We start from the raw sequence: 24,480 nt of genomic DNA on the forward strand, positions 1-24,480 counted from the left end.
AGGTTTTTTTTCACGCCAGGCGAGGCTTATTCGCCTTTTTTAGCTGCCTGAATGTAGAGCATTTCCAGTGCCAGAGTCGCTGCGGCCAGCGCAGTGATCTCGGACTGGTCATAGGCAGGCGCCACTTCCACCACATCCATCCCGACAATGTTCAGATCCTTCAGGCCGCGCACCAGCTTGATGGCGCGGTCTGAGGTCAGGCCGCCGATGACCGGCGTACCGGTACCCGGTGCAAAAGCCGGATCCAGGCAGTCGATGTCGAAGGTCAGATACACGGGCATATCACCCACAATCTGCTTCACCTGAGCGAGGATGTCATCAACGCCGCGATCGTTAACCTGGCCCGCATCCAGCACGGTGAAGCCGTTATCTTTGTCGAACTCGGTGCGAATACCGATCTGCACGGAGTGGTTCGGGTCGATCAGACCTTCGTTCGGCGCGGTAAAGAACATGGTGCCGTGGTCAAACTCACAGCCGTTCGCGTAGGTGTCGGTATGCGCATCAAAGTGTACCAGCGCCATTTTACCGAAGTGCTTCGCGTGGGCGCGCAGCAGCGGCAGGGTCACGAAGTGGTCGCCGCCGAAGGAGAGCATGCGCTTACCGGCAGCCAGCAGCTTCTCGGCGTGCGCCTGCAGCTTTTCGCTCATCTCACGCGCGTCGCCGAAGGCATACACCAGGTCACCGCAGTCCACCACGTTCAGGCGCTCGCGCATGTCGAAGTTCCACGGGAAGCGGTTGTGCTCCCAGGCCAGGTTAGTGGAAACCTGACGGATCGCCGCCGGGCCGTGACGACCACCCGCGCGGCCAGATGTCGCCATATCGAACGGCACACCGGTGATCACCCAGTCAGCGTCGCTATCGTACGGCTGGAAGTTCATCGGAAGGCGTAAAAAACCAAACGCGTTAGATACCAGAGAGTTATCGTACTGATGACCTAAAGTGCTCATGTCCTGACCTCTTTTAAAGTCGATACATTAAAAACAGATGAAAAAAAATCCCCTCCGCGTCGTTAAACCCGACGAGGAAGGGATTGATTCGTAAATCGCTTATTAGGGCGAATTATCGCCGGTAATGCATACGGGTTCAAGTGAGTATAGCATTCTGCCGGATGGCGGCTTCGCCTTATCCGGCCTACATTCGTAGGCCCGGTAAGCGCAGCGCCACCGGGCATTGGCGGCACAGCAGCCTGATGCCCTCACCCCAACCCTCTCCCACGGGGAGAGGGAGTTTTACTTACTCGTCTTCCAGATACGTATATCCGTACAGACCCGCTTCAAACTCTTCCAGGAACTGCTGCTGGAGCGCGTCGTCCAGACCGGTGTTTTTCACCTGATCGCGGAACTGCGTCAGCAGGGTTTTCGGATCCAGCTGAACGTATTCCAGCATGTCCGCCACGGTGTCCCCTTCATCGGACAGCTCAACTTCCACGCTGCCGTCAGGGAAGACAAACACGTCAACAGCCTCGGTATCACCGAACAGGTTGTGCATGTTGCCGAGGATCTCCTGATACGCGCCGACCATAAAGAAGCCCAGCATCGGCGGGTTCTCCGGGTCGTATTCCGGCATTGGCATTGTCGTTGCGATGCCGTCGCCGTCAACGTAGTGGTCGATAGCACCGTCGGAATCGCAGGTAATGTCTAGCAGCACCGCGCGACGTTCCGGGGCGTGGTTCAGCCCTTCCAGCGGCAGAACCGGGAACAGCTGATCGATACCCCAGGCATCCGGCATCGACTGGAACAGCGAGAAGTTGACGTAAATCTTATCCGCCATACGCTCCTGCAGCTCGTCGATAATCGGACGGTGCGCGCGGTTGCTTGGGTCGAGCTGTTTCTGCACTTCATGGCACATGTTCAGATAGAGCTGCTCCGCCCACGCGCGCTCCTGCAGGCTGAAGGTGCCTGAAGAATAGCCCACGTGAATATCGTGCAGGTCCATCTGGCTGTCGTGCAGCCATTCGCGCAGGGAACGACGCGTGCCCGGCTCGTGCATCTCCTGCCAGGTTTCCCACATGCTCTGCAGGGAACGCGGCGCATCGTCTGCCGGCGGCGTCGCTTCGGTGGTTTCGCTGCGCTCAACGCCGATGATGTTCGAGACCAGCACCGTATGGTGCGCGGTCACCGCGCGACCGGATTCGGTGATCACCGTCGGGTGCGGCAGGCCGTTCTCTTCACAGGCATCGCCGATAGCCCAGATGATGTTGTTCGCATATTCGTTCAGGCCGTAGTTCACGGAGCAGTCAGACTGCGAGCGGGTCCCTTCGTAGTCCACGCCCAGGCCGCCGCCCACGTCGAAGCACTGAATATTTACGCCAAGCTTATGCAGCTCAACGTAGAAACGCGCTGACTCACGCACGCCGGTCGCAATATCGCGAATGTTGGCCATCTGCGAGCCGAGGTGGAAGTGCAGCAGCTGAATGCTGTCCAGTCGACCGCGCTCGCGCAGGATTTCCACCAGCTGCAGTACCTGGTTTGCCGCCAGGCCGAACTTGGATTTTTCGCCGCCGGAGGACTGCCATTTGCCGGAACCCTGCGACGCCAGACGCGCACGCACGCCAAGGCGTGGCACCACGTTCAAACGCTCGGCTTCTTCCAGCACGATGGCGATTTCGGTCATCTTTTCGATAACCAGATAGACCTTGTGGCCCATCTTCTCGCCAATCAGCGCCAGACGAATGTATTCACGGTCTTTATAGCCGTTACAGACGATCACTGAACGGGTCATGCCCGCATGCGCCAGAACTGCCATCAGTTCAGCTTTGGAACCCGCTTCCAGACCCAGCGGCTCGCCGGAGTGGATCAGAGATTCAATTACGCGGCGGTGCTGGTTCACCTTGATCGGGTAAACCAGGAAGTAGTCACCTTTATAACCGTAGGATTCACGCGCGCGCTTAAACGCGGCGTTAATCGAACGCAGGCGATGTTGCAGGATCTGCGGGAAGCAGAACAGTGCAGGCAAACGCTGGCCCTGAGCTTCACGGGCTTTAACCAGCTTCGCGAGATCCACGCGCGCTTCAGGAACGTCCGGATCCGGGCAGACGCTGATGTGGCCCAGTTCGTTGACGTCGTAATAGTTATTGCCCCACCAGGCAATATTGTAAGTGCGCAGCATCTTGCTGGCTTCCTCGGAGCTCATCGCAACCTCCTGCATAGAACGTAGTACACCCTGTTCGCCCGCTGACGAAGGCGAAAAAGAAGACATGTCGTCAGACATAGCGAACCTCAACTCTTTGTATTAAGTGTAAAACAGTTGACTACTATCGCAGCGTTATACGGCGATAACAACCCATAAACGGCTCCATTTCCCAGCAGAGTATGCTGAAATCCAGACCGTGCGACCGGTTTCTTATTCATATCATTGTAAAACACGTATCCGAACTCTGTATGACAAGGTTCGGCGAAACCACGAGAAAACTCTTGTATTAACAAGAGCGCCCTTGTTCAGTTTTCACAAAGCGCGACCGGCCCTGGAATCCTGAGAAGCGCCGAGATGGGTATAACATCGGCAGGTTTGCAGACTAAAAATGCGGGTTGCGGGAATCAAATGCGCGCCAGAACGGCTGCGCTGAATTAGCGGAAAACGATGGTTCATTATCTCGTATCACCTCCACGGCCGCTTCTGCTGAAACGGACCCCAAGCCAAAGCTAAAAGTTCACTGCTTAACCCGGCTGGAAGTGGCGACACGATGAGTTCATCGAGCGCTTATTTTATATGAGCCGCGCGCCGCGTTTTATACCGAGAAGGGGGCTAAAAAGCAAAACAAAAATGCGCGTGTTGCCGGGGCCGTCAGGAATTATTGCCAGCAGCAATTTCAACTGAGTGAGAGGTTAGTCAAAAAAAACTGGAAATCGGGCGAAGAAGTGACCTAAAATAGCCATCCAGATGTTAATCCATCTATACTGATTAACACTCATACTGCCAGTGTCAAAAACCTGCAGGCCTTGGTAGAATTATCTCCTTTGGCTATTCCACACAGCAGCTTGAGCTAACCAAATTCCTCTTAGGTGAAATAAAACATGGCAAAACACCTGTTTACGTCCGAGTCCGTATCAGAAGGACATCCTGATAAAATTGCTGACCAAATCTCCGATGCGGTGCTGGATGCGATCCTGGCGCAGGATCCTAAAGCACGCGTAGCGTGCGAAACCTATGTCAAAACCGGCATGGTTCTGGTTGGCGGTGAGATCACCACCAGCGCATGGGTTGATATCGAAGAGATCACCCGTAACACGGTGCGTGAGATCGGCTATGTGCATTCTGATATGGGTTTTGATGCCAACTCCTGCGCGGTACTGAGCGCAATTGGCAAACAGTCTCCGGATATCAACCAGGGCGTTGACCGTGCCGATCCGCTGGAACAGGGCGCGGGCGACCAGGGTCTGATGTTCGGCTATGCAACCAACGAAACCGACGTGCTGATGCCAGCACCGGTCACCTACGCACACCGTCTGGTGCAGCGTCAGGCAGAAGTGCGTAAAAACGGCACCCTGCCGTGGCTGCGCCCGGATGCGAAAAGCCAGGTCACCTTCCAGTATGACGACGGCAAAATCGTCGGTATTGACGCGGTGGTTCTGTCTACCCAGCATTCCGAAGAAATCGATCAGAAATCCCTGCAGGAAGCAGTGATGGAAGAGATCATCAAGCCGGTTCTGCCTACCGAATGGCTGAGCTCTGCGACCAAATTCTTCATCAACCCAACCGGACGCTTTGTTATCGGCGGCCCAATGGGTGACTGCGGTCTGACAGGTCGTAAAATCATCGTTGATACCTACGGCGGCATGGCGCGTCACGGTGGCGGTGCGTTCTCCGGTAAAGATCCGTCTAAAGTTGACCGTTCTGCGGCGTACGCGGCACGTTATGTGGCGAAAAACATCGTTGCTGCCGGCCTGGCTGACCGCTGTGAGATTCAGGTCTCCTACGCAATCGGCGTGGCTGAACCCACCTCCATCATGGTTGAAACCTTTGGTACCGAGAAAGTGCCTTCAGAACAGCTGACGCTGCTGGTACGCGAGTTCTTTGACCTGCGTCCATACGGCCTGATTCAGATGCTGGATCTGCTGCACCCTATCTACAAAGAAACCGCTGCATACGGTCACTTTGGTCGTGAACATTTCCCATGGGAAAAAACCGACAAAGCCGCTCTGCTGCGTGAAGCTGCCGGTCTGAAGTAATCGACTGACATCGCTTTTAAAAGGCCAGCCTTCGGGCTGGCCTTTTTTTGTCGGGTGGCGATATTTGGAACCGATTACACCGCACCGGACATCCCCCGCTTTCAGAATATTCTCTTTGCACGATCGACTTTCTTCTGCTGTTACATTCCCTTTCAGTTAAGTCTGAAATGTGTCCTTTCGCGATGCATATCACCTCATTTACCTCTATATTTTCAAAGCTTTAATTTTATTTACGGTTGCAAAGCTGTGTAATCGATTACACCTATGTGATTAATCTCACATATTTTTGTGGGTCGCTCACCTACCCTTAACATCAATAAAACTGATAACCCAACTGGAGGGCATAATGCCTGACAATAAAAAACAGGGGCGTACGTCCAACAAGGCGATGACATTCTTCGTCTGTTTCCTCGCCGCCCTGGCAGGATTACTTTTTGGCCTGGATATCGGCGTGATTGCCGGTGCATTACCTTTCATTACAGAAGAGTTCCAGATCAGCGCTCACACCCAGGAGTGGGTGGTTAGCTCAATGATGTTTGGCGCGGCCGTCGGGGCCGTCGGCAGCGGCTGGCTCTCCTTTAAGCTCGGACGTAAAAAGAGCCTGATGATCGGCGCGATCCTGTTCGTTGCCGGCTCACTCTTCTCTGCCGCAGCGCCTAACGTTGAGGTCCTGCTGGTTTCCCGCGTGCTGCTTGGTCTGGCCGTGGGCGTGGCGTCCTATACCGCCCCGCTTTACCTGTCTGAAATTGCGCCGGAGAAAATCCGCGGCAGTATGATTTCCATGTACCAGCTGATGATCACCATTGGTATCCTGGGCGCGTACCTTTCAGATACGGCGTTTAGCTACAGCGGCGCATGGCGCTGGATGCTCGGCGTGATCATCATCCCTGCGGTTCTGCTGCTGATTGGCGTCTTCTTCCTGCCGGACAGCCCTCGCTGGTTTGCTGCAAAACGTCGATTCCACGATGCAGAACGCGTGCTGATGCGCCTGCGCGATACCAGCGCGGAAGCGAAAAACGAGCTGGAAGAGATCCGCGAAAGCCTGAAGGTCAAACAGTCCGGCTGGGCGCTGTTTAAAGAGAACAGCAACTTCCGTCGCGCCGTTTTCCTCGGCGTACTGCTGCAGGTGATGCAGCAGTTCACGGGGATGAACGTCATCATGTACTACGCGCCCAAAATCTTTGAGCTGGCGGGTTATACCAACACCACCGAGCAGATGTGGGGGACCGTCATCGTGGGTCTGACCAACGTGCTGGCGACCTTTATCGCCATCGGTCTGGTGGACCGCTGGGGACGTAAGCCAACCCTGACGCTGGGCTTCCTGGTGATGGCGGCCGGTATGGGCGTCCTCGGTACCATGATGCATGTGGGCATTCACTCCCCAACCGCCCAGTACTTTGCGGTAGGCATGCTGCTGATGTTTATCGTCGGGTTTGCGATGAGCGCCGGTCCGCTGATCTGGGTGCTGTGCTCTGAGATCCAGCCGCTGAAAGGACGTGATTTTGGCATCACCTGCTCTACCGCAACCAACTGGATTGCCAACATGATCGTCGGCGCAACGTTCCTGACCATGCTCAATACCCTGGGCAACGCGAACACCTTCTGGGTCTACGCCGGTCTGAACATCTTCTTTATTGTGCTGACCATCTGGCTGGTTCCAGAAACCAAACATGTGTCCCTGGAACATATTGAACGTAATCTGATGAAAGGTCGTCCTCTGCGCGAAATCGGCGCCCACGACTAATCCTCACTCGGGAGGTGCCTCTTGCACCTCCCCGCTTCGCGCTTTATGCTCTGCCCCTATGAAAGCACCCCGTCTCCCCATCGCCATTCAGCAGGCCGTTATGCGCAGCCTGCGGGAAAAGCTCGCCCAGGCGAACCTGAAGCTCGGGCGCAACTACCCTGAACCCAAACTCGTCTACCAGCAGCGTGGCACCTCGGCCGGTACCGCCTGGCTCGAGTCGTATGAGATCCGCCTTAACCCGGTGCTGATGATGGAAAACCAGCAGGCGTTTATCGATGAAGTGGTGCCGCACGAGCTGGCGCATCTGCTGGTGTGGAAGCACTTCGGGCGCGTCGCCCCCCACGGAAAAGAGTGGAAGTGGATGATGGAGGCGGTGCTCGGCGTTCCGGCGCGCCGTACCCACCAGTTCGAGCTGGAGTCGGTGCGCCGCAATACCTTCCCCTACCGCTGTCAGTGCCAGCAGCACCAGCTTACCGTCCGTCGCCATAATCGCGTGGTGCGCGGCGAGGCGACCTACCGCTGCGTCAAATGCGGCGAGCCGCTGGTTGCGGAATAATCATCTGAACTTTCAGGAACTTTCCTGATCTGACTGATTGCATACAGGAACAACATTCGTTACGTTGCGGGCTCGTTTTGACACGGAGTGTAAGATGTCCCGTAATTTTTCTCTCGCGGTCGCCTTTCTGACGACGGCGCTCTCAGGCCATGCTCTGGCCGACGGTATCAACAGTTTTTCCCAGGCCAAGGCCGCAGGCGTGAAGGTGAACGCCGATGTGCCGGGCGATTTCTACTGCGGCTGTAAAATTAACTGGCAGGGTAAAAAAGGGGTCGTTGACCTTGAGTCCTGCGGCTACAAGGTGCGTAAAAACGAAAACCGCGCCAGCCGTATTGAATGGGAACATGTCGTTCCGGCATGGCAGTTTGGCCACCAGCGCCAGTGCTGGCAGGATGGCGGACGTAAAAACTGTGCCAAAGACCCGGTTTACCGCCAGATGGAAAGCGACATGCATAACCTGCAGCCCGCGGTGGGCGAAGTGAACGGCGACCGGGGTAACTTCATGTACAGCCAGTGGAACGGTGGCGAAGGCCAGTACGGCCAGTGCGGTATGAAGATTGATTTTAAAGAGAAAGTCGCCGAGCCCCCTGCCCGCGCGCGCGGCAGCATTGCCCGCACCTACTTCTATATGCGTGACCGTTACGATCTCACTCTCTCCCGCCAGCAGACGCAGCTGTTCAACGCCTGGGACAAGCAGTATCCGGTGACGGAGTGGGAATGCCAGCGCGACGACCGTATCGCCAGAGTCCAGGGGAATCACAACCCTTACGTCCAGCGAGCTTGCCAGGCGCAAAAGAGCTAACCTACACTACGGCAATTCGCTTATATCGCATGACACATGGAATTTCTGACTATGCGCATTCCCCGCATTTACCACCCTGAACTGATTACCGCAGGACGCGAAATCGCCCTGTCTGATGACGCCGCCAACCACGTTGGCCGCGTGCTGCGCATGGCCGCCGGTCAGGCAATCCAGCTGTTCGACGGCTCGAACCAGGTGTTCGACGCCGAAATTACGCGGGCAGATAAAAAAAGCGTACACGTGAACGTCCTGCGCGGTGAAGTGGATGACCGGGAATCACCGCTGCACATTCATCTGGGCCAGGTCATGTCGCGCGGTGAGAAAATGGAGTTCACCATTCAGAAATCCATTGAACTGGGTGTAAGCCTCATTACGCCACTTTTTTCTGAGCGCTGTGGCGTTAAACTGGATGCGGAACGTCTGAACAAAAAGATCCAGCAGTGGCAGAAAATTGCCATCGCGGCTTGCGAACAGAGTGGCCGGAACCGTATTCCGGAGATCCGCCCGGCGATGGATCTGGAGGAGTGGTGTGCTGAAGAGGACAGTGGGCTGAAGCTCAATCTTCATCCGCGCGCCAGCGCCAGCATCAATACGCTACCGCTGCCCGTTGAGCGCGTTCGCCTGCTGATTGGCCCCGAAGGCGGCCTGTCGGCGGACGAAATTGCGATGACGGCACGTTACCAGTTTACTGATATTCTGTTGGGACCTCGCGTTCTGCGCACTGAGACAACGGCACTCACGGCCATTACCGCGCTACAGGTACGGTTTGGCGATCTGGGTTGAAGCATTAACGGAGAAGAACATGATCAAGCTCGGCATCGTGATGGACCCCATCGCAAACATTAACATTAAGAAAGATTCCAGCTTCGCCATGCTGCTGGAAGCGCAGCGTCGCGGCTATGAACTCCACTATATGGAGATGAACGATCTTTACCTGATCAACGGTGAAGCCCGCGCCCGCACCCGCATCGTTAACGTCGAGCAGAACTACGACAAATGGTACGAATTCGGCACCGAACAGGACATTGCGCTTGCCGATCTCAACGTCATCCTGATGCGTAAAGATCCGCCATTCGACACTGAATACATCTACTGCACCTATATTCTCGAACGCGCAGAAGAGAAAGGAACGCTGATCGTCAACAAGCCGCAGAGCCTGCGCGACTGCAACGAGAAGCTCTACACCGCCTGGTTCTCTGACCTGACGCCGGAAACGCTGGTGACCCGCAGCAAAGCGCAGCTGAAGGAATTCTGGCAGAAGCACGGCGACATCATCATGAAGCCGCTGGACGGCATGGGCGGTGCGTCGATTTTCCGCGTGAAAGAGAGCGACCCGAACATTGGCGTGATTGCCGAGACCCTGACCGAACTGGGCACGCGTTACTGCATGGCGCAGAACTATATTCCGGCGATCAAAGACGGCGACAAACGCGTTCTGGTCGTGGATGGCGAACCGGTTCCTTACTGCCTGGCGCGTATCCCGCAGGGTGGTGAAACCCGCGGTAATCTGGCCGCCGGTGGCCGCGGCGAACCGCGTCCGCTGACCGAAAGCGACTGGGAAATTGCCCGCCGCGTTGGCCCGACGCTGAAAGCCAAAGGCCTGATCTTCGTTGGCCTGGATATCATCGGCGATCGTCTGACCGAAGTGAACGTCACCAGCCCGACCTGCATTCGTGAAATTGAGGCTGAATTCCCGATTTCGATCACCGGAATGCTGATGGACGCTATCGAAAAACGTTTACAGAAATAACCTAACAATACTATTAGTGACAGCGCCTGTGTTTGTCCCCATACTGGGCGCTGTCGCTTTTTAAACCAGGAAACAGTACCTCTGACAATGAATTTACAGCATCACTTTCTTATTGCCATGCCTGCTCTCCAGGACCCGATTTTTCGCCGCGCCGTGGTTTATATTTGTGAATACAATGAAGACGGCGCGATGGGTATTATCATTAATAAACCGCTGGAAAATCTTCAGGTTGAAGGAATTCTGGACAAGCTGAAAATCTCGGCTGAAGAGCGCCTGCCGGAAATACGGCTTGATAAACCTGTGATGCTGGGCGGACCTCTTGCAGAAGATCGCGGTTTTATCCTGCATACGCCGCCGGTGTTCTCTTCCAGTATTCGAATTTCGGATAACACCGTCATCACCACCTCGCGTGACGTGCTCGAAACGCTGGGTACCGCAGAGCAGCCTTCTGAAGTGCTGGTGGCGTTGGGCTATTCGTCCTGGGAGAAAGGCCAGCTTGAGCAGGAGATCCTCGATAACGCATGGCTTACCGCGCCTGCGGACATGAATATCCTGTTTAAAACCCCCATCGCCGATCGCTGGCGTGACGCGGCGAAGCTGATTGGTATTGATATCCTGACCATGCCTGGCGTAGCGGGGCACGCCTGATGAGCGGAACGCTTCTGGCCTTCGATTTTGGCACCAAAAGCATTGGCGTCGCCGTGGGGCAGCGCATCACCGGTACCGCGCGTCCGCTTACTGCCCTGAAGGCCAACGACGGTACGCCGGACTGGAATCTTATTGAGCGTCTGCTCAAGGAGTGGCAGCCGGATGACGTTATTGTTGGGCTGCCGCTGAACATGGACGGTACCGAACAGCCGCTTACCGCCCGGGCGCGAAAGTTCGCCAATAAAATCCATGGCCGCTTTGGCGTCTCCGTTAAGCTTCACGACGAGCGTCTTAGCACCGTCGAAGCGCGTGCGGGTCTGTTTGAGCACGGCGGCTTCCGGGCGCTCAACAAAGGCAGCGTGGACTCCGCTTCTGCCGTGATTATCCTCGAAAGCTATTTCGAACAGGGCTTTTAAGCACGGGGCCTACAGCCGCCCCTGCGCCCGTCTCTCCGCCAGGCTCTGGTCAAAGTTCTGCATTCCTGCCTGCAGACCGGTTTGGATGATGCCGGGCAGTTGCCACGTTTTCCCTTCACGAATAAGATTTGCCGCCGCAGCGGTGTTCACCAGCAGTTCATACAGCGCGACGCGGCCGTCCTGCAGATCGGGAAGCAGCTTCTGCGCCAGCACTGCCCGGAGGCTGCCGGCCAGCTGGTTACGCACCGGATCTTTCTCCTGCGCCGGGAACGTATCGACCAGCCGTTCAATCGCCTGCGATGCCCCGCGCGTATGCAGCGTCGCCAGCACCAGATGTCCGGTTTCCGCCGCCGTTAGCGCCAGGCGGATCGTTTCGCTGTCGCGCAGCTCCCCCAGCAAAATAACGTCCGGATCCTGGCGTAAGGCGCTGCGCAGCGCGTCGGCAAATGACGGACTGTGCTGGCCAATCTCCCGCTGCTGGATCAGGCAACGCTCGCTCTGATAGATAAACTCCACCGGATCTTCAAGCGTGAGGATATGGCCGTCAGTATGGTGGTTGAGAAAATCGACCATCGCCGCCAGCGTAGTGGATTTGCCGCTGCCGGTCGCCCCCGTGACCAGAATCAGCCCGGCGTCATTGGATAACAGTTCCGGGATTGCCCGCGGCGCGCCCAGCGTAGCGAGCTGCGGACAGGTACGCGGCAACAGCCGCAGCGTCACAGAGACACCGCGCATCTGCTTAAAGGCACTCCCGCGCAGACGCTGGCCTCCCGTTACCGTCGCGGCAAAATCCACCTGTCCATTTGCCCACCATGTTCCCTGCTGCTCATCGTTGAGCCACGCTTTTAACAACGCCCCGACGTCAGGAGGAGGAAACGGTGCCGGTTCAAGGCGGCCCGTTCTGCGCCAGCGGGGTGGCGAATCACTGCACAGGTGTAGATCGGAGACGTTATGCTTTACACTAAGGGCCACAATTTCTTCCACATCCATAGACTACTCCTCGGAAAATGAACGACATTGCGCATAACCTGGCACAGGTCCGGGACAAAATCTCAGCCGCCGCAACGCGTTGCGGCCGGGCTTCAGAAGAAATTACGCTGCTTGCAGTCAGCAAAACCAAGCCTGCGAGCGCCATCGCAGAAGCTATTGACGCAGGCCAACGCGCGTTTGGTGAAAACTACGTCCAGGAAGGCGTGGATAAAATTCGTTCCTTCCAGGAACAGGGGAATACGGATCTGCAGTGGCACTTTATTGGTCCACTGCAGTCGAACAAAAGCCGTCTGGTGGCGGAGCACTTTGACTGGTGCCATACCGTTGACCGTCTGCGCATTGCGACACGCCTGAACGACCAGCGTCCGTCAGAGATGCAAGCGCTTAACGTGCTGATTCAAATCAACATCAGCGATGAAAACAGCAAGTCCGGCATTGCGCTGAGCGAGCTGGATGCGCTGGCAGCCGAAGTGGCCGCCCTGCCGCGCCTAACCCTGCGCGGGCTGATGGCAATTCCGGCGCCTGAGTCAAGTTATGAAAGGCAGTTTGCCGTGGCACAGCAAATGGCTGTAGCATTTGAGGCGCTTAAAGCGCGCTATAACACGGTAGACACGCTTTCTCTGGGCATGTCGGACGATATGGAAGCCGCCATCGCGGCAGGCAGCACTATGGTGCGCATCGGCACGGCAATTTTCGGTGCGCGCGACTACTCAAAATAATAAGGAAACCTGAGGAACGCCATGAAGACGTTGACTTTCCTGCTCTCAACTGTGCTTGAGCTGTATACGATGGCGCTTTTGCTGCGCGTCTGGATGCAGTGGGCCCGCTGTGATTTTTACAATCCGTTCTCGCAGTTTGTCGTGAAAATCACGCAGCCTGTTGTCGGACCGCTGCGTCGTATTATCCCGGCGATGGGCCCCATCGACAGTTCGTCTCTGCTGGTGGCGTTTATTCTGAGCGTTATCAAAGCGATCGTGCTGTTTATGGTCATCACCTTCCAGCCGATTATCTGGATTGCTGCGGTCCTGATTTTAATCAAGACCGTCGGTCTGCTGATTTTTTGGGTGCTGCTGGTCATGGCCATCATGAGCTGGGTAAGCCAGGGCCGTAGTCCGGTAGAATATGCGCTGATCCAACTGGCCGAACCGCTGCTGCGCCCGATTCGCAACCTGCTGCCTTCGATGGGCGGTATTGATTTCTCGCCGATGATCCTGGTACTGCTGCTCTATGTGGTCAACATGGGGATCGCTGAGCTGCTGCAGTCCACGGGCAATATGCTGCTGCCGGGGCTGTGGATGGCGCTATGAGTGCAGTAAGCACCTGCGCTGACGGGCTGGTTTTGCGGCTGTATATTCAGCCCAAAGCCAGCCGTGACGGTATTGTTGGGCTGCATGGCGACGAGTTAAAAGTCGCCATCACCGCCCCGCCGGTTGACGGCCAGGCGAACGCGCATCTGACCAAATATCTGGCAAAACAGTTTCGCGTCGCCAAAAGCCAGGTCATCATTGAAAAAGGTGAACTTGGGCGACATAAACAGGTAAAAATCCTTAATCCGCAATCTATCCCGACGGAAGTCGCGGCTCTGAAAGAACAGGACTAAACCATGCAGAAAGTTGTTCTCGCGACCGGCAACGCCGGTAAAGTGCGCGAGCTGGCCTCGCTATTAAATGATTTTGGTCTGGACGTGGTCGCCCAGACCGATCTTGGCGTGGATTCCGCCGAAGAGACGGGGCTGACGTTTATCGAAAACGCGATCCTGAAAGCGCGTCACGCCGCGCAGATTACCGGCCTGCCCGCGATTGCTGACGACTCCGGCCTGGCCGTGGATTTTCTCGGCGGCGCACCGGGGATTTACTCCGCGCGCTATTCCGGCGTTGACGCCACCGACCAGCAGAATCTGGAAAAGCTGCTTGTCACCCTGAAAGACGTACCGGACGAACAGCGCTCCGCGCAGTTCCACTGCGTACTGGTCTATATGCGCCACGCGGAAGACCCTACGCCGATCGTCTGCCACGGCAGCTGGCCGGGCGTGATTACTCGTGAAGCGGCTGGCAACGGCGGCTTTGGCTACGATCCGATTTTCTTTGTCCCGACCGAGGGCAAAACCGCTGCGGAACTGACCCGCGAAGAGAAAAGCGCGATATCCCACCGTGGACGCGCGCTGAAACTGTTACTGGAAGCACTGCGTAATGGCTAATTTGCCGCCTCTGAGTCTTTATATTCACATCCCGTGGTGCGTGCAGAAATGCCCGTACTGCGATTTCAACTCGCACGCGCTGAAGGGCGAAGTGCCGCACGATGACTACGTTGCGCATCTGCTGGCCGACCTGGACGCCGATGTACCTTACGCACAGGGACGTGAAGTTAAGACCATTTTCATAGGTGGCGGTACGCCGAGCCTGCTGTCAGGCCCGGCGATGCAAACGCTGCTGGACGGCGTGCGTGCGCGCCTGAACCTGGCAGCGGATGCTGAAATCACGATGGAAGCCAACCCCGGTACCGTTGAGGCCGACCGTTTTGTCGACTATCAGCGCGCGGGCGTGAACCGCATCTCCATCGGCGTGCAGAGCTTTAGCGAGCCGAAACTGAAGCGCCTGGGGCGTATTCACGGCCCGGAAGAGGCGAAGCGCGCGGCAAACCTGGCGACCGGTCTGGGCCTGCGCAGCTTTAACCTGGATTTGATGCACGGCCTGCCGGATCAATCGCTGGAAGAGGCGCTGGACGACCTGCGCCAGGCGATCGAACTGAACCCGCCGCACCTGTCGTGGTACCAGCTCACCATCGAGCCCAACACCCTGTTTGGCTCGCGTCCGCCGGTGCTGCCGGATGACGACGCGCTGTGGGATATCTTCGAGCAGGGTCACAGGCTTTTAACCGCTGCGGGCTATCAGCAGTACGAAACGTCGGCGTATGCAAAGCCGGGCTACCAGTGTCAGCACAACCTGAACTACTGGCGTTTTGGTGACTATCTCGGGATTGGCTGCGGCGCGCACGGCAAGGTGACCTTCCCGGACGGGCGGATTCTGCGTACTGCCAAAACCCGCCACCCGCGCGGGTATATGGAAGGCCGCTACCTGGAGCGCCAGCACGACGTCGAAGCGGCGGATAAGCCGTTTGAGTTCTTTATGAACCGCTTCCGTCTGCTGGAAGCCGCGCCGCGCGCGGAGTTTGCGCTGTACACAGGGCTGGCGGAATCGGTGATTCGCCCGCAGATTGACGAAGCGCTGGCGCAGGGGTATCTCACCGAGAGTGAGGAATACTGGCAGATCACCGAGCACGGCAAGCTGTTCTTAAACTCCCTTCTTGAGCTGTTCCTCGCCGAAGAATCCTGAAGGCGGATTCAGGATTTTGCATCCCGTTCTGCCGGCTGAGGGAAAGGTTGGCAGAGTGTGGGGATGATCGACCTGAAGAGATAGGCGATCACCATGGGTAAAGGATGTTAAAAATTGTTCGCCATGTCCCCGGACCGTACACCCTGAAAGGGAGAGGGAGCAAACCATCCCCTCGCCCCTTTGGGGAGAGGGATAGGGTGAGGGGAACTTACTTCAGCGTCCCCACCAGCGCCTTACGGCTGTCTTCCAGCGACACCACGCGCTTACACACGTCTTTGCCGAACTGCTGGAAATCATCTTCCTGGTTCTTCCACTCGTTCTGAATGGAGGTCTGCAGGCCACCCAGACTGCCCAGCACGCCCTGCAGCGGGTTACCGCCGCCTTTCAGCACCGCTTTGGCGCCCATCTCGTTGATGCTGTCCTGCAGGATGCCGCCCATCGCCTGGTTCACCAGCTGCTGCCCGTCGGCACGGACCTGATCGATCGCCTTATAGTGGAACGTCAGGCCGTCGGAGCGCGTCTCGATAATACGGTTCATCTGCTCTTTAAGCTGCTTGTCCAGCTTCGTCAGGCGGGTGCGCATGTTGCTGCTCTCCCCCACCTCTTTGGTGATGATCTTATCCAGCGCCACGCGGCTCTTTTCGACGCGCGTCAGGGCACCTTCATTAATCCACGGCAGCGCGGTACGCAATTCGGACTGGTAGTCTTTCGCCTGCTCGCGCTGTGCGGCAGTCAGGTTGTACTGCTTGCCGTTATAGGTGACGTTCCCTTCTGGCGTAATCACCAGATTGCCGTTCTCGCCTTTGACCTGCACGGTTTGCGGGCTTAACACCACGTCATCACGCGGGGTGACGCTACATTGATAATCCGCATGGGCGGTGAATCCGGTTGCCATCAAAGCAACTGCCAGCAACGTTTTGCGCATCTTAAACACTCCCTCAGACAAAACGGGCCAGCTAATGCTGGCCCCTTACTGCTTAATTAGTCCCACCAAACGTCGAAAAGTTCGCTGACGCGGACATCTTCGAGCTTGTGGTCTTCAAGCCACTTACGTACCAGAGCCTGATGTTCTTCGGTGCATTTACCCACTTCCTGGGTGCAGATCAGACCTTCCCAGGCCAGATAGCCGCTACCGTCGAAGGCCAGTTTGTTTGGCTCGATCACCTCGTTGATGAACGCATCCACGTCCTGATCGATCTGTTCAACGCTGGTGCCTTCTGGGAAACGCCACGCAACGGAGAAGCCCACTTCCTGGAATTCTTCGATGTGCATCTTTTTACGCAGACGACGGCTACGATTCTTTGCCATTATTTCACCCTCTCGAACATTAAGTCCCATACACCGTGACCAAGACGATGGCCACGCTGTTCAAATTTCGTTACCGGACGCGATTCCGGACGCGGTACATAGTCGTTGCTCGCAGACTGGTTTTTGTAACCGTCCAGCGACGACATCACTTCCAGCATATGTTCCGCATACGGTTCCCAGTCGGTCGCCATATGGAAGACACCGCCCAGCTTCAGCTTGCTTTTTACCAGCTCGGCAAACGGCGCCTGAACGATACGGCGTTTATTATGACGCGCTTTGTGCCACGGGTCAGGGAAAAAGAGCTGAACCATGGTTAAAGAATTGTCAGGAATCATTTTGTGCAGCACTTCCACCGCGTCGTGACACATCACGCGCAGGTTCTCAACGCCCTCTTCGTGGGCCGTTGCCAGACACGCGCCCACGCCCGGCGAATGCACTTCGATACCGAGGAAGTTCTGCTCCGGGCGAGCTTTCGCCATGGTCACCAGCGAGGCGCCCATACCGAAGCCAATTTCCAGCGTGACCGACGCGTCGCGGCCAAACAGCTCGGCAAAATCCAGAGGCTGCTCGCTGAACTCAACGCCCATCACCGGCCAGTAGTTGTCCAGCGCGTGTTGCTGACCTTTTGTCAGGCGGCCCTGACGACGGACAAAGCTGCGAATACGGCGCAGCGGGCGACCGTTTTCATCAAATTCCGGTGAAATGACGTCGTTTTTCATAAAAGAGTTGTCTGCTTGTGAGAATGTTCGGGAAACGGGCATTATCCAAAGTTAAGGCTTCTATGCAAGCATGGGAAAGATCCGGTTTACAGCAGATTGACGCTGTGCTGCAATCTGCGTCCCTGATTATGCGAATCGATGACCATGCAAGCCTCTCAATTTTCAGCCCAGGTGCTGGACTGGTACGACAAATACGGGCGTAAAACCCTGCCCTGGCAAATTGAAAAAACGCCTTACAAAGTATGGCTCTCCGAGGTGATGTTGCAACAAACGCAGGTCGCCACGGTGATCCCTTACTTCGAGCGTTTTATGGCGCGCTTCCCGACGGTGACCGATCTGGCCAACGCGCCGCTGGACGAGGTCCTGCACCTGTGGACCGGTCTTGGCTATTACGCCCGCGCGCGTAACCTTCACAAGGCCGCACAGCAGGTCGCCACGCGCCACAGCGGGAAGTTCCCGGAAACCTTCGATGAGGTGGCCGATCTCCCCGGCGTTGGACGTTCAACCGCAGGTGCTATTCTCTCCCTGTCTTTAGGCAAGCATTTCCCTATCCTCGACGGCAACGTGAAGCGCGTGCTGGCGCGCTGCTATGCCGTCGACGGCTGGCCGGGGAAGAAGGACGTTGAAAAACGTCTTTGGGAAATAAGTGAGGCGGTTACTCCGGCTAACGGCGTCGAGCGTTTCAACCAGGCGATGATGGATCTCGGCGCCATGGTCTGCACGCGCTCAAAACCAAAATGCGAACTCTGCCCGGTGAATAATCTCTGCGTGGCGTATGCCAACCATTCATGGGCGCAGTATCCGGGTAAGAAACCCAAGCAGACGCTGCCGGAGCGCACCGGCTATATGCTGCTGATGCAGCACGGTGACGAGGTCTTCCTCGCCCAGCGTCCGCCGAGCGGTCTGTGGGGGGGTCTATACTGCTTCCCACAGTTTGAAGATGAAGACTTGCTGCGTGAATGGCTTAAAAAGCGCGGGATTGCTGCCGATAACCTGACGCAGTTGACCGCGTTTCGCCACACCTTCAGCCATTTCCATCTGGATATTGTGCCGATGTGGCTTCCCGTGTCCTCCTTCGCCTCGTGCATGGATGAAGGCACCGCTCTCTGGTATAACTTAACGCAACCGCCATCAGTCGGACTGGCGGCTCCCGTGGAGCGCCTGTTACAGCAATTACGTGCCGGTGCAATGGTTTAGCATCGACAAGAAAAAGAGGAATGAGTATGGCCAGAACGATTTTTTGTACTTTCCTGCAGCGTGACGCTGAAGGCCAGGATTTCCAGCTTTATCCGGGCGACCTGGGTAAACGCATCTACAATGAAATCTCCAAAGAAGCCTGGGGACAGTGGCAGAAAAAGCAGACCATGCTGATCAACGAGAAGAAACTCAGCATGATGAACCCGGAACACCGCAAGCTGCTTGAGCAGGAGATGGTGAGCTTCCTGTTCGAAGGAAAAGACGTGCACATCGAAGGCTATACGCCACCGGAAAAATAACAGCGTGCGGGGGAAACCCCGCCGTTAAAGCAAACACAACACGCACTCCCGGAATGATGAAAAAACTTTTAGCGCTAGCCCTTGTTGCGCCGTTGCTTGTCTCGTGTTCGTCAAAAAAAGGCGAAGATTACAACGAAGCCTGGATCAAGGACACCAACGGTTTTGACATTTTGATGGGGCAGTTTGCCCACAACATCGAGAATATATGGGGATTTAACGAAGTTCTTATTGCCGGACCTAAGGACTACGTTAAGTACACCGACGCCTATCTGACCCGTAGCCACATCAACTTTGATGAGGGGACGATCACGATTGAGACCATTGCAGGCACGGACCCTGCGGCACGACTCCGTCAGGCGATAATCAAAACCCTGCTGATGGGTGACGATCCTGGCTCTATCGATCTCTACTCCGATGCCGACGATATCACCATCTCGAAAGAGCCGTTCCTGTACGGTCAGGTCGTCGATCAGACCGGTCAGCCGATCCGCTGGGAAGGCCGCGCCACGAAATTTGCCGACTACCTGCTGCAGACGCGCCTGAAGAGCCGCTCTAACGGTCTGAAGATCATCTATAGCGTCACCATCAACCTCGTCCCGAACCACCTCGACAAGCGTGCGCATAAGTATCTGGGCATGGTTCGTCAGGCCTCGCGTAAATACGGCGTGGATGAGTCGCTGATCCTGGCGATTATGCAGACCGAATCCTCGTTTAACCCGTATGCGGTAAGCCGTTCCGATGCCCTGGGGCTGATGCAGGTTGTGCAGCACAGCGCCGGTAAAGACGTCTTCCGCGCGCAGGGTAAATCCGGCACGCCGAGCCGCAGCTATCTGTTCGACCCGCAGAGCAACATTGATACCGGCACGGCCTATCTGGCGATGCTGAACAATGTCTACCTCGGCGGCATAGACAACCCGACGTCACGCCGCTATGCGGTGATCACCGCCTATAACGGCGGCGCGGGCAGCGTGCTGCGCGTCTTCTCAAATGACAAAGTGCAGGCCGCGAACATCATCAACAGCATGGCGCCGGGGGATGTCTACTCTACCCTCACCACCCGCCACCCGTCTGCGGAATCCCGTCGCTATCTGTATAAGGTGAATACGGCGCAGAAGAACTACCGTCGTCGCTAAAAAACGGCCACTCACCCTGCCCTCTCCCCTTTGGGGTGAGGGCATCAGGCCGCCCCCATCACCCACCCATACGAAAATGTTATTTGCATCACAATCCAAACTGCAAATTAATGTGGATTGCATTTTTTTGCGGGAGGTAACAAAACATATCGTTGCCAACTGATAGAATTGCATCAAATAACAACCCTGAATGTTCCCAAAACAACATATCTCCCGCTCACTTGTGAGGAAAGTAACATGAACCTTAAGCTGCAGCTTAAAATATTGTCGTTTCTGCAGTTCTGCCTGTGGGGTAGCTGGCTGACTACACTCGGCTCCTATATGTTTGTGACGCTCAAGTTCGATGGTGCGTCAATCGGTGCCGTCTACAGCTCGCTCGGTATTGCGGCTGTCTTCATGCCAACGCTGCTGGGCATCGTGGCGGATAAATGGCTAAGCGCAAAATGGCTGTACATGCTTTGTCATCTGGTGGGTGCGGGGACGCTGTTTATGGCAGCCCAGGTGACCACGCCGGGGGCAATGTTCATGGTGATCCTGCTTAACTCGCTGGCCTATATGCCAACGCTTGGGCTGATCAACACCATCTCCTACTACCGCCTGAAGTCTGCGGATATGGATATCGTGACCGATTTCCCGCCAATCCGTATCTGGGGCACCATCGGCTTTATCATGGCGATGTGGGGCGTGAGCTTCGCGGGCTTCGAACTGAGCCATATGCAGCTCTATATCGGTGCGGCGCTCTCCGTGGTGCTGGCGATCTTCACCCTGACGCTGCCGACCATTCCGGTTTCTAACCAGCAGAAAAACCAGAGCTGGAGCACCATGCTCGGCCTGGACGCCTTCGCGCTGTTCAAAAACAAACGCATGGCGATCTTCTTTATCTTCTCCATGCTGCTGGGCGCGGAGCTGCAGATCACCAACATGTTCGGCAACACCTTCCTGCACAGCTTCGATAACAACCCGCTGTTCTCCGGCAGTTTTATCGTTGAACATGCGTCGGTCATGATGTCCATCTCTCAGATCTCTGAGACGCTGTTCATCCTGACCATCCCGTTCTTCCTGAGCCGCTACGGCATCAAGAACGTCATGCTGATCAGTATCGCGGCGTGGATGTTGCGCTTCGGCCTGTTCGCCTACGGCGATCCAAGTCCGTTCGGCACCGTGCTGCTGGTGCTGTCGATGATTGTTTACGGCTGCGCCTTCGACTTCTTCAACATCTCCGGTTCGGTGTTTGTGGAAAAAGAAGTGAAGCCTGAAATCCGCGCCAGCGCGCAGGGTATGTTCCTGATGATGACCAACGGCTTCGGCTGTATTCTGGGCGGCGTGGTTAGCGGTAAAGTGGTTGAGATGTACACCACTAACGGCATCACCAACTGGCAGCCGGTGTGGCTGATCTTCGCGGCGTACTCGCTGGTGCTGTTCTTCGCGTTCATCGCGCTGTTCAAGTACAAGCACGTGCGCGAGCCGCACGGTGCGCAGCCGATCGCGCATTGATTGTTGTGCCCGGTGGCGCTGCGCTTGCCGGGCCTACAAAACAAGACCGTAGGCCGGGTAAGGCGAAGCTGCCACCCGGCTATTTTATTCCAGACAGCACCCAACCCACCGACAGCAAATCCGCGCTGCCGCCCGGGCTCAGGTTCCGTTCAATCAGTGCGTTATCCATCTTAAGCAACGCCTCGCGGTCCCAGCCAGTGGCCAGTAATTCCCGCGCATAGCCCTGAACGTAGCGCAGCCCTTCCATGCCGCCGCGTGAAACCAGATTACTGTCCTGATTAACCGCCATCAGGCGTAACAGCAGGCCGTGAAGTGAATGTCCGTTCCACTGCGCCAGCGCCTTACGGACCGTCGCAAAGCCGCTCTCAGCCTCGCCGCGCGCCCCGGTTAAGCCGTACTGCTGAAACTGCCGCTCGCCCGCCGTCGCCTGCCCGCTGCGTGCGGCCAGCTCCCGCGACACCAGCCCGCGGCAGATGTTACTCACCTCACAGCAGAGGCTATCTGCGGAGATCTTTTTCACACGACCGGCGGCGAAGCACAGTAAACCCAGGGCAAAAATCCCGCCCTTGTGGGTATTCACTCCGTTCGTCGCGGCGTACATCGCCTGCTCGCAGGCCATCCCCATCGGGCGGAGAAGCCTTAGCTGTTCGCCAGCGGGTTTATCCGCATGCGCGCTGCCCAACTCGGCAAAACGCGTAAACCACGGCGTAATCGCCATAATGCTGCGAACGAACAGCGCATGGTCCATATCGCGATGGGAACCGTTATTGAGCTTGTCCACCAGCCCCGGCTTGGGCGTCAGCTCCAGCTCCTGCCACAGCGCCGCTTCGGCAAGCGCAGGCACGTCAATCGGGCGCGGTTTAGTCGCGAGCAAACCAGTCATCGATCATTTTCTCCACGCGGGAAACCACCTGCTCCACAGGATGAGCGCGCGAACGGGAACAGGCATGAGCGGGCTCGTCGCAGATCAGACAACGCCTTAGATTTGCGCCCAGCGACTGACGCCCGACGTGGCCGTGCTGAGGGCAGATCACGTCCAGGTCCCACAGTCTGCCGAGCGGGTGCGTCTGCTCCAGATCCGCACAGTGCGCTTTGATTTCCGCCGCCGGATGGGCAACGCACCACAGGGCTTCTGGCCCGGTCGGGAGCCATAGAACCTGGCGGTCCAGCACCTGCCAGCGTTTTTCCCACAGCAGCTGGTCGCACATCTGCAGCGCCACGCCCATGGTATTGCGATAGCGCAGGCTGTCCTTGATTTCCCCCGGCGTGACCAGCGTGAGGGAAATCACCGGCTGTTGATAGTGCTCGAGCATGTCAGCCTGGCGCGCTGCGCGGCGCTCTTTCGCCGCCAGCAGTTCGTCCAGGCTGACACCCGTCCGCACGGGTGTCGCTGAAATCATACTTACTCCTTCACCTGTCGCACGGTGTCGATCACGCTGCCGTCGCGGTAGCGGATCACCCCGACGATTTTGTCGGTAAACTCTATCGGTTTAGGGACGCCGGTCAGGGAGATCGCCCGCTCGTACAGCGCGTTGATATCCACAACCTTCAGCCCGGCTTCCAGCAGCCGCTCGCGGATTTCCGGACGCGCCGGGTTAACCGCGATGCCGTGGTCGGTGACCAGCACGTCGATGCTTTCGCCCGGCGTGAGGCGCGTGGTAACCCGCTTCACGACCGTGGGAATGCGGCTGCGCAGCAGCGGCGCGACGACGATGGTCAGATTCGCCGCGGCGGCCACGTCGCAGTGCCCGCCGGACGCGCCTCGCATCACCCCGTCGGAGCCGGTGATGACGTTGACGTTGAAATCAACGTCGATTTCAAGCGCGCTGAGGATCACCACGTCGAGCTGGTCGCAGCTTGCCGCCTTGCTGCCGGGGTTGGCGTAGACGTTGGTGGAGATCTCCACGTGGTTCGGGTTGCGCGCCAGCGAAGCCGCCGCCTGGCCGTCAAAGCACTGGGTATCGAGCAGCTTTTCGATCAGCCCCTTCTCGTGCAGGTCCACCAGGCTGCCGGTGATGCCGCCAAGCGCAAAGCGTGCCTTCACGCCGCTGCGCTCCATCTTCTCTTCCATAAAGCGGGTGCAAGCCGTGGCCGCCGCGCCGGAGCCGGTCTGCATCGAGAAGCCCGGTTTGAAGTAGCCGGAATGCTCAATCACGTCCGCCGCATAGCGGGCGATCATCAGCTCGCGCGGGTTGCTGGTGACGCGCGCCGCGCCGACGCTGATTTTCGCCGGGTCGCCTACGCTTTCAACCTGCACGATGTAGTCCACCTGGTCCTGCACCAGGCTGGCGGGCATATTAGGAAACGGCACCAGTTCTTCGGTCAGCAGCACCACCTTGCGGGCAAAGTGCGCGTCCACCATGGCGTACCCCAGCGAGCCGCAGCACGATTTGCCGTGCATGCCGTTGGCGTTGCCAAACTCATCGCTGCACGGCACGCCGAGAAACGCCACGTCGATATTAAGCTCGCCGTCCTGGAGCAGCTTCACGCGACCGCCGTGGGAGTGGATTTGCACCGGCTCGTCCATCAGCCCGTGGGAGATGGCATCTGCCAGCCTGCCGCGCATGCCCGAGGTGTAAATCCGGGTGATGACGCCGCTTTCGATATGCTCGATCAGCGCGTCGTTGCAGGTCATCAGCGAGCTGGAGGCCAGCGTCAGGTTTTTAAAGCCCATGCGCGCCAGCAGCGCCACAACGGTGTTGATCACCCGGTCGCCTTCGCGAAACGCGTGGTGGAAGGAGATGGTCATGCCGTCCTGCAGGCTGCAGCGCTTAACCGCCTCTTCAACAGAGGCGCAGAGCTTGCGGCTGTGTTTCGCGTCGCTGTCCGCCAGCCACGGCGTGGCGCTGTGGGCGGTATCAAACGGTTTTAGGTCCCGCAGATGGGGAAAATTCACGTGAAGAAGTTCTGTCTGATTCATTATT

The 24,480-nt window shown here is 57.1% G+C and carries 28 protein-coding genes; 17 read left to right on the forward strand and 11 right to left on the reverse strand.

Translation table 11 applies throughout. The features are described 5' to 3' along the window. Window positions 1-26 precede the first annotated feature (26 nt). From speB to ACW9E7_RS16550, 4 genes are all read right to left on the reverse strand, one after another. A complete protein-coding gene (gene speB / locus ACW9E7_RS16535; protein ID WP_008499737.1) occupies window positions 27-947 on the reverse strand; it encodes an agmatinase in 921 nt (306 codons plus the stop codon). A gap of 286 nt (window positions 948-1,233) precedes the next feature. Beyond that, complete coding sequence (gene speA, locus ACW9E7_RS16540) at window positions 1,234-3,210, reverse strand: biosynthetic arginine decarboxylase (RefSeq protein ID WP_008499744.1); 1,977 nt, start codon at window positions 3,208-3,210, stop codon at window positions 1,234-1,236. Between the two features lie 8 nt (window positions 3,211-3,218). After that, window positions 3,219-3,350, reverse strand: a complete 132-nt coding sequence (gene yqgB, locus ACW9E7_RS16545; protein WP_127312443.1) for an acid stress response protein YqgB — start codon at window positions 3,348-3,350, stop codon at window positions 3,219-3,221. 94 nt (window positions 3,351-3,444) lie between these two features. Then, the gene (locus ACW9E7_RS16550; protein ID WP_420314984.1) at window positions 3,445-3,588 is read right to left on the reverse strand and encodes a hypothetical protein; all 144 of its coding nucleotides are present in this window, start codon (window positions 3,586-3,588) and stop codon (window positions 3,445-3,447) included. 425 nt (window positions 3,589-4,013) lie between these two features. Between ACW9E7_RS16550 and metK the strand changes: the two genes are divergently transcribed. From metK to ruvX, 8 genes are all read left to right on the forward strand, one after another. After that, window positions 4,014-5,168, forward strand: a complete 1,155-nt coding sequence (gene metK, locus ACW9E7_RS16555) for a methionine adenosyltransferase (protein WP_014885184.1) — start codon at window positions 4,014-4,016, stop codon at window positions 5,166-5,168. 346 nt (window positions 5,169-5,514) lie between these two features. Further along, a complete protein-coding gene (gene galP / locus ACW9E7_RS16560; RefSeq protein WP_111963220.1) occupies window positions 5,515-6,912 on the forward strand; it encodes a galactose/proton symporter in 1,398 nt (465 codons plus the stop codon). A gap of 58 nt (window positions 6,913-6,970) precedes the next feature. After that, the gene (locus ACW9E7_RS16565; protein WP_021242073.1) at window positions 6,971-7,468 is read left to right on the forward strand and encodes a SprT family zinc-dependent metalloprotease; all 498 of its coding nucleotides are present in this window, start codon (window positions 6,971-6,973) and stop codon (window positions 7,466-7,468) included. A gap of 94 nt (window positions 7,469-7,562) precedes the next feature. Beyond that, window positions 7,563-8,270 carry a deoxyribonuclease I gene (endA, locus tag ACW9E7_RS16570; RefSeq protein ID WP_111963221.1) on the forward strand — a complete coding sequence of 236 codons (708 nt, stop codon included), beginning with the start codon at window positions 7,563-7,565 and terminating at the stop codon, window positions 8,268-8,270. A 51-nt stretch (window positions 8,271-8,321) separates the two neighbouring features. Then, window positions 8,322-9,053, forward strand: a complete 732-nt coding sequence (gene rsmE, locus ACW9E7_RS16575) for a 16S rRNA (uracil(1498)-N(3))-methyltransferase (RefSeq protein ID WP_136195093.1) — start codon at window positions 8,322-8,324, stop codon at window positions 9,051-9,053. A gap of 19 nt (window positions 9,054-9,072) precedes the next feature. Further along, on the forward strand, window positions 9,073-10,020 hold the full coding sequence (gene gshB, locus ACW9E7_RS16580; protein WP_047173570.1) for a glutathione synthase: 948 nt from the start codon (window positions 9,073-9,075) through the stop codon (window positions 10,018-10,020). A gap of 87 nt (window positions 10,021-10,107) precedes the next feature. Beyond that, complete coding sequence (locus tag ACW9E7_RS16585; protein ID WP_020883695.1) at window positions 10,108-10,668, forward strand: YqgE/AlgH family protein; 561 nt, start codon at window positions 10,108-10,110, stop codon at window positions 10,666-10,668. Next, window positions 10,668-11,084: a Holliday junction resolvase RuvX gene (gene ruvX, locus ACW9E7_RS16590; protein WP_021242076.1), complete on the forward strand. Its 417-nt coding sequence runs from the start codon at window positions 10,668-10,670 to the stop codon at window positions 11,082-11,084. The genes ACW9E7_RS16585 and ruvX overlap by 1 nt, the downstream gene beginning before the upstream one ends. 9 nt (window positions 11,085-11,093) lie before the next feature. Here ruvX and ACW9E7_RS16595 read toward each other — a convergent pair whose 3' ends face one another. Next, on the reverse strand, window positions 11,094-12,074 hold the full coding sequence (locus ACW9E7_RS16595) for a type IV pilus twitching motility protein PilT (protein ID WP_111963224.1): 981 nt from the start codon (window positions 12,072-12,074) through the stop codon (window positions 11,094-11,096). Between the two features lie 17 nt (window positions 12,075-12,091). Here ACW9E7_RS16595 and ACW9E7_RS16600 point away from each other — a divergent pair, with 17 nt between their 5' ends. Genes ACW9E7_RS16600 through hemW form a run of 5 tightly spaced genes read left to right on the forward strand, consistent with a single transcriptional unit; the run spans window position 12,092 to window position 15,406 of the window. Beyond that, window positions 12,092-12,793 carry a YggS family pyridoxal phosphate-dependent enzyme gene (locus ACW9E7_RS16600; protein WP_115876245.1) on the forward strand — a complete coding sequence of 234 codons (702 nt, stop codon included), beginning with the start codon at window positions 12,092-12,094 and terminating at the stop codon, window positions 12,791-12,793. 21 nt (window positions 12,794-12,814) lie between these two features. Then, window positions 12,815-13,381, forward strand: coding sequence for a YggT family protein (locus ACW9E7_RS16605; RefSeq protein WP_111963226.1), 567 nt, complete (start codon window positions 12,815-12,817; stop codon window positions 13,379-13,381). Next, the gene (gene yggU / locus ACW9E7_RS16610) at window positions 13,378-13,674 is read left to right on the forward strand and encodes a DUF167 family protein YggU (RefSeq protein ID WP_023309131.1); all 297 of its coding nucleotides are present in this window, start codon (window positions 13,378-13,380) and stop codon (window positions 13,672-13,674) included. The genes ACW9E7_RS16605 and yggU overlap by 4 nt, the downstream gene beginning before the upstream one ends. 3 nt (window positions 13,675-13,677) lie before the next feature. Then, a complete protein-coding gene (locus ACW9E7_RS16615) occupies window positions 13,678-14,271 on the forward strand; it encodes an XTP/dITP diphosphatase (protein WP_458728108.1) in 594 nt (197 codons plus the stop codon). After that, complete coding sequence (hemW, locus tag ACW9E7_RS16620) at window positions 14,264-15,406, forward strand: radical SAM family heme chaperone HemW (RefSeq protein ID WP_458728109.1); 1,143 nt, start codon at window positions 14,264-14,266, stop codon at window positions 15,404-15,406. Before ACW9E7_RS16615 ends, hemW begins: the two co-directional genes overlap by 8 nt. A 208-nt stretch (window positions 15,407-15,614) precedes the next feature. On the opposite strand, the gene ACW9E7_RS16625 is transcribed toward hemW, so the two are convergent. The 3 genes from ACW9E7_RS16625 to trmB are packed head-to-tail and all read right to left on the reverse strand — an operon-like array spanning window position 15,615 to window position 17,433. Beyond that, on the reverse strand, window positions 15,615-16,331 hold the full coding sequence (locus ACW9E7_RS16625; protein ID WP_008499762.1) for a YggN family protein: 717 nt from the start codon (window positions 16,329-16,331) through the stop codon (window positions 15,615-15,617). A gap of 56 nt (window positions 16,332-16,387) precedes the next feature. Then, the gene (locus ACW9E7_RS16630; protein ID WP_003862421.1) at window positions 16,388-16,714 is read right to left on the reverse strand and encodes a YggL family protein; all 327 of its coding nucleotides are present in this window, start codon (window positions 16,712-16,714) and stop codon (window positions 16,388-16,390) included. Beyond that, on the reverse strand, window positions 16,714-17,433 hold the full coding sequence (gene trmB, locus ACW9E7_RS16635) for a tRNA (guanosine(46)-N7)-methyltransferase TrmB (RefSeq protein WP_127732277.1): 720 nt from the start codon (window positions 17,431-17,433) through the stop codon (window positions 16,714-16,716). The genes ACW9E7_RS16630 and trmB overlap by 1 nt, the downstream gene beginning before the upstream one ends. Before the next feature lie 144 nt (window positions 17,434-17,577). Here trmB and mutY point away from each other — a divergent pair, with 144 nt between their 5' ends. The 4 genes from mutY (at window position 17,578) to ACW9E7_RS16655 (ending at window position 21,556) form a co-directional block, all read left to right on the forward strand. Next, the gene (gene mutY, locus ACW9E7_RS16640; RefSeq protein WP_458728110.1) at window positions 17,578-18,630 is read left to right on the forward strand and encodes an A/G-specific adenine glycosylase; all 1,053 of its coding nucleotides are present in this window, start codon (window positions 17,578-17,580) and stop codon (window positions 18,628-18,630) included. Window positions 18,631-18,656: 26 nt separating this feature from the next. Continuing rightward, window positions 18,657-18,929: an oxidative damage protection protein gene (locus ACW9E7_RS16645; protein ID WP_023309138.1), complete on the forward strand. Its 273-nt coding sequence runs from the start codon at window positions 18,657-18,659 to the stop codon at window positions 18,927-18,929. A gap of 56 nt (window positions 18,930-18,985) precedes the next feature. Further along, window positions 18,986-20,062, forward strand: coding sequence for a membrane-bound lytic murein transglycosylase MltC (gene mltC / locus ACW9E7_RS16650; RefSeq protein ID WP_111963230.1), 1,077 nt, complete (start codon window positions 18,986-18,988; stop codon window positions 20,060-20,062). 237 nt (window positions 20,063-20,299) lie between these two features. Beyond that, window positions 20,300-21,556: a nucleoside permease gene (locus ACW9E7_RS16655; RefSeq protein WP_115876247.1), complete on the forward strand. Its 1,257-nt coding sequence runs from the start codon at window positions 20,300-20,302 to the stop codon at window positions 21,554-21,556. Between the two features lie 79 nt (window positions 21,557-21,635). On the opposite strand, the gene citG is transcribed toward ACW9E7_RS16655, so the two are convergent. From citG to citF, 3 genes are read right to left on the reverse strand one after another with little or no spacing between them, the layout of a single operon-like run. After that, window positions 21,636-22,439: a triphosphoribosyl-dephospho-CoA synthase CitG gene (gene citG, locus ACW9E7_RS16660; protein WP_458728111.1), complete on the reverse strand. Its 804-nt coding sequence runs from the start codon at window positions 22,437-22,439 to the stop codon at window positions 21,636-21,638. Continuing rightward, a complete protein-coding gene (gene citX / locus ACW9E7_RS16665) occupies window positions 22,417-22,956 on the reverse strand; it encodes a citrate lyase holo-[acyl-carrier protein] synthase (RefSeq protein ID WP_111963233.1) in 540 nt (179 codons plus the stop codon). The genes citG and citX overlap by 23 nt, the downstream gene beginning before the upstream one ends. Before the next feature lie 2 nt (window positions 22,957-22,958). Then, the gene (citF, locus tag ACW9E7_RS16670; RefSeq protein ID WP_458728112.1) at window positions 22,959-24,476 is read right to left on the reverse strand and encodes a citrate lyase subunit alpha; all 1,518 of its coding nucleotides are present in this window, start codon (window positions 24,474-24,476) and stop codon (window positions 22,959-22,961) included. Window positions 24,477-24,480 lie beyond the last annotated feature (4 nt).

This window comes from Enterobacter sp. H2G27, from assembly GCF_054403075.1.

Excerpts from the sequence above, each read along its gene's own strand:
- speB (WP_008499737.1), bottom strand. The coding sequence starts at position 947 with ATGAGCACTTTAGGTCATCAGTACGATAACTCTCTGGTATCTAACGCG.
- speA (WP_008499744.1), bottom strand. The coding sequence starts at position 3,210 with ATGTCTGACGACATGTCTTCTTTTTCGCCTTCGTCAGCGGGCGAACAG.
- yqgB (WP_127312443.1), bottom strand. The coding sequence starts at position 3,350 with ATGAATAAGAAACCGGTCGCACGGTCTGGATTTCAGCATACTCTGCTG.
- ACW9E7_RS16550 (WP_420314984.1), bottom strand. The coding sequence starts at position 3,588 with ATGAACCATCGTTTTCCGCTAATTCAGCGCAGCCGTTCTGGCGCGCAT.
- metK (WP_014885184.1), top strand. The coding sequence starts at position 4,014 with ATGGCAAAACACCTGTTTACGTCCGAGTCCGTATCAGAAGGACATCCT.
- galP (WP_111963220.1), top strand. The coding sequence starts at position 5,515 with ATGCCTGACAATAAAAAACAGGGGCGTACGTCCAACAAGGCGATGACA.
- ACW9E7_RS16565 (WP_021242073.1), top strand. The coding sequence starts at position 6,971 with ATGAAAGCACCCCGTCTCCCCATCGCCATTCAGCAGGCCGTTATGCGC.
- endA (WP_111963221.1), top strand. The coding sequence starts at position 7,563 with ATGTCCCGTAATTTTTCTCTCGCGGTCGCCTTTCTGACGACGGCGCTC.
- rsmE (WP_136195093.1), top strand. The coding sequence starts at position 8,322 with ATGCGCATTCCCCGCATTTACCACCCTGAACTGATTACCGCAGGACGC.
- gshB (WP_047173570.1), top strand. The coding sequence starts at position 9,073 with ATGATCAAGCTCGGCATCGTGATGGACCCCATCGCAAACATTAACATT.
- ACW9E7_RS16585 (WP_020883695.1), top strand. The coding sequence starts at position 10,108 with ATGAATTTACAGCATCACTTTCTTATTGCCATGCCTGCTCTCCAGGAC.
- ruvX (WP_021242076.1), top strand. The coding sequence starts at position 10,668 with ATGAGCGGAACGCTTCTGGCCTTCGATTTTGGCACCAAAAGCATTGGC.
- ACW9E7_RS16595 (WP_111963224.1), bottom strand. The coding sequence starts at position 12,074 with ATGGATGTGGAAGAAATTGTGGCCCTTAGTGTAAAGCATAACGTCTCC.
- ACW9E7_RS16600 (WP_115876245.1), top strand. The coding sequence starts at position 12,092 with ATGAACGACATTGCGCATAACCTGGCACAGGTCCGGGACAAAATCTCA.
- ACW9E7_RS16605 (WP_111963226.1), top strand. The coding sequence starts at position 12,815 with ATGAAGACGTTGACTTTCCTGCTCTCAACTGTGCTTGAGCTGTATACG.
- yggU (WP_023309131.1), top strand. The coding sequence starts at position 13,378 with ATGAGTGCAGTAAGCACCTGCGCTGACGGGCTGGTTTTGCGGCTGTAT.
- ACW9E7_RS16615 (WP_458728108.1), top strand. The coding sequence starts at position 13,678 with ATGCAGAAAGTTGTTCTCGCGACCGGCAACGCCGGTAAAGTGCGCGAG.
- hemW (WP_458728109.1), top strand. The coding sequence starts at position 14,264 with ATGGCTAATTTGCCGCCTCTGAGTCTTTATATTCACATCCCGTGGTGC.
- ACW9E7_RS16625 (WP_008499762.1), bottom strand. The coding sequence starts at position 16,331 with ATGCGCAAAACGTTGCTGGCAGTTGCTTTGATGGCAACCGGATTCACC.
- ACW9E7_RS16630 (WP_003862421.1), bottom strand. The coding sequence starts at position 16,714 with ATGGCAAAGAATCGTAGCCGTCGTCTGCGTAAAAAGATGCACATCGAA.
- trmB (WP_127732277.1), bottom strand. The coding sequence starts at position 17,433 with ATGAAAAACGACGTCATTTCACCGGAATTTGATGAAAACGGTCGCCCG.
- mutY (WP_458728110.1), top strand. The coding sequence starts at position 17,578 with ATGCAAGCCTCTCAATTTTCAGCCCAGGTGCTGGACTGGTACGACAAA.
- ACW9E7_RS16645 (WP_023309138.1), top strand. The coding sequence starts at position 18,657 with ATGGCCAGAACGATTTTTTGTACTTTCCTGCAGCGTGACGCTGAAGGC.
- mltC (WP_111963230.1), top strand. The coding sequence starts at position 18,986 with ATGAAAAAACTTTTAGCGCTAGCCCTTGTTGCGCCGTTGCTTGTCTCG.
- ACW9E7_RS16655 (WP_115876247.1), top strand. The coding sequence starts at position 20,300 with ATGAACCTTAAGCTGCAGCTTAAAATATTGTCGTTTCTGCAGTTCTGC.
- citG (WP_458728111.1), bottom strand. The coding sequence starts at position 22,439 with ATGACTGGTTTGCTCGCGACTAAACCGCGCCCGATTGACGTGCCTGCG.
- citX (WP_111963233.1), bottom strand. The coding sequence starts at position 22,956 with ATGATTTCAGCGACACCCGTGCGGACGGGTGTCAGCCTGGACGAACTG.
- citF (WP_458728112.1), bottom strand. The coding sequence starts at position 24,476 with ATGAATCAGACAGAACTTCTTCACGTGAATTTTCCCCATCTGCGGGAC.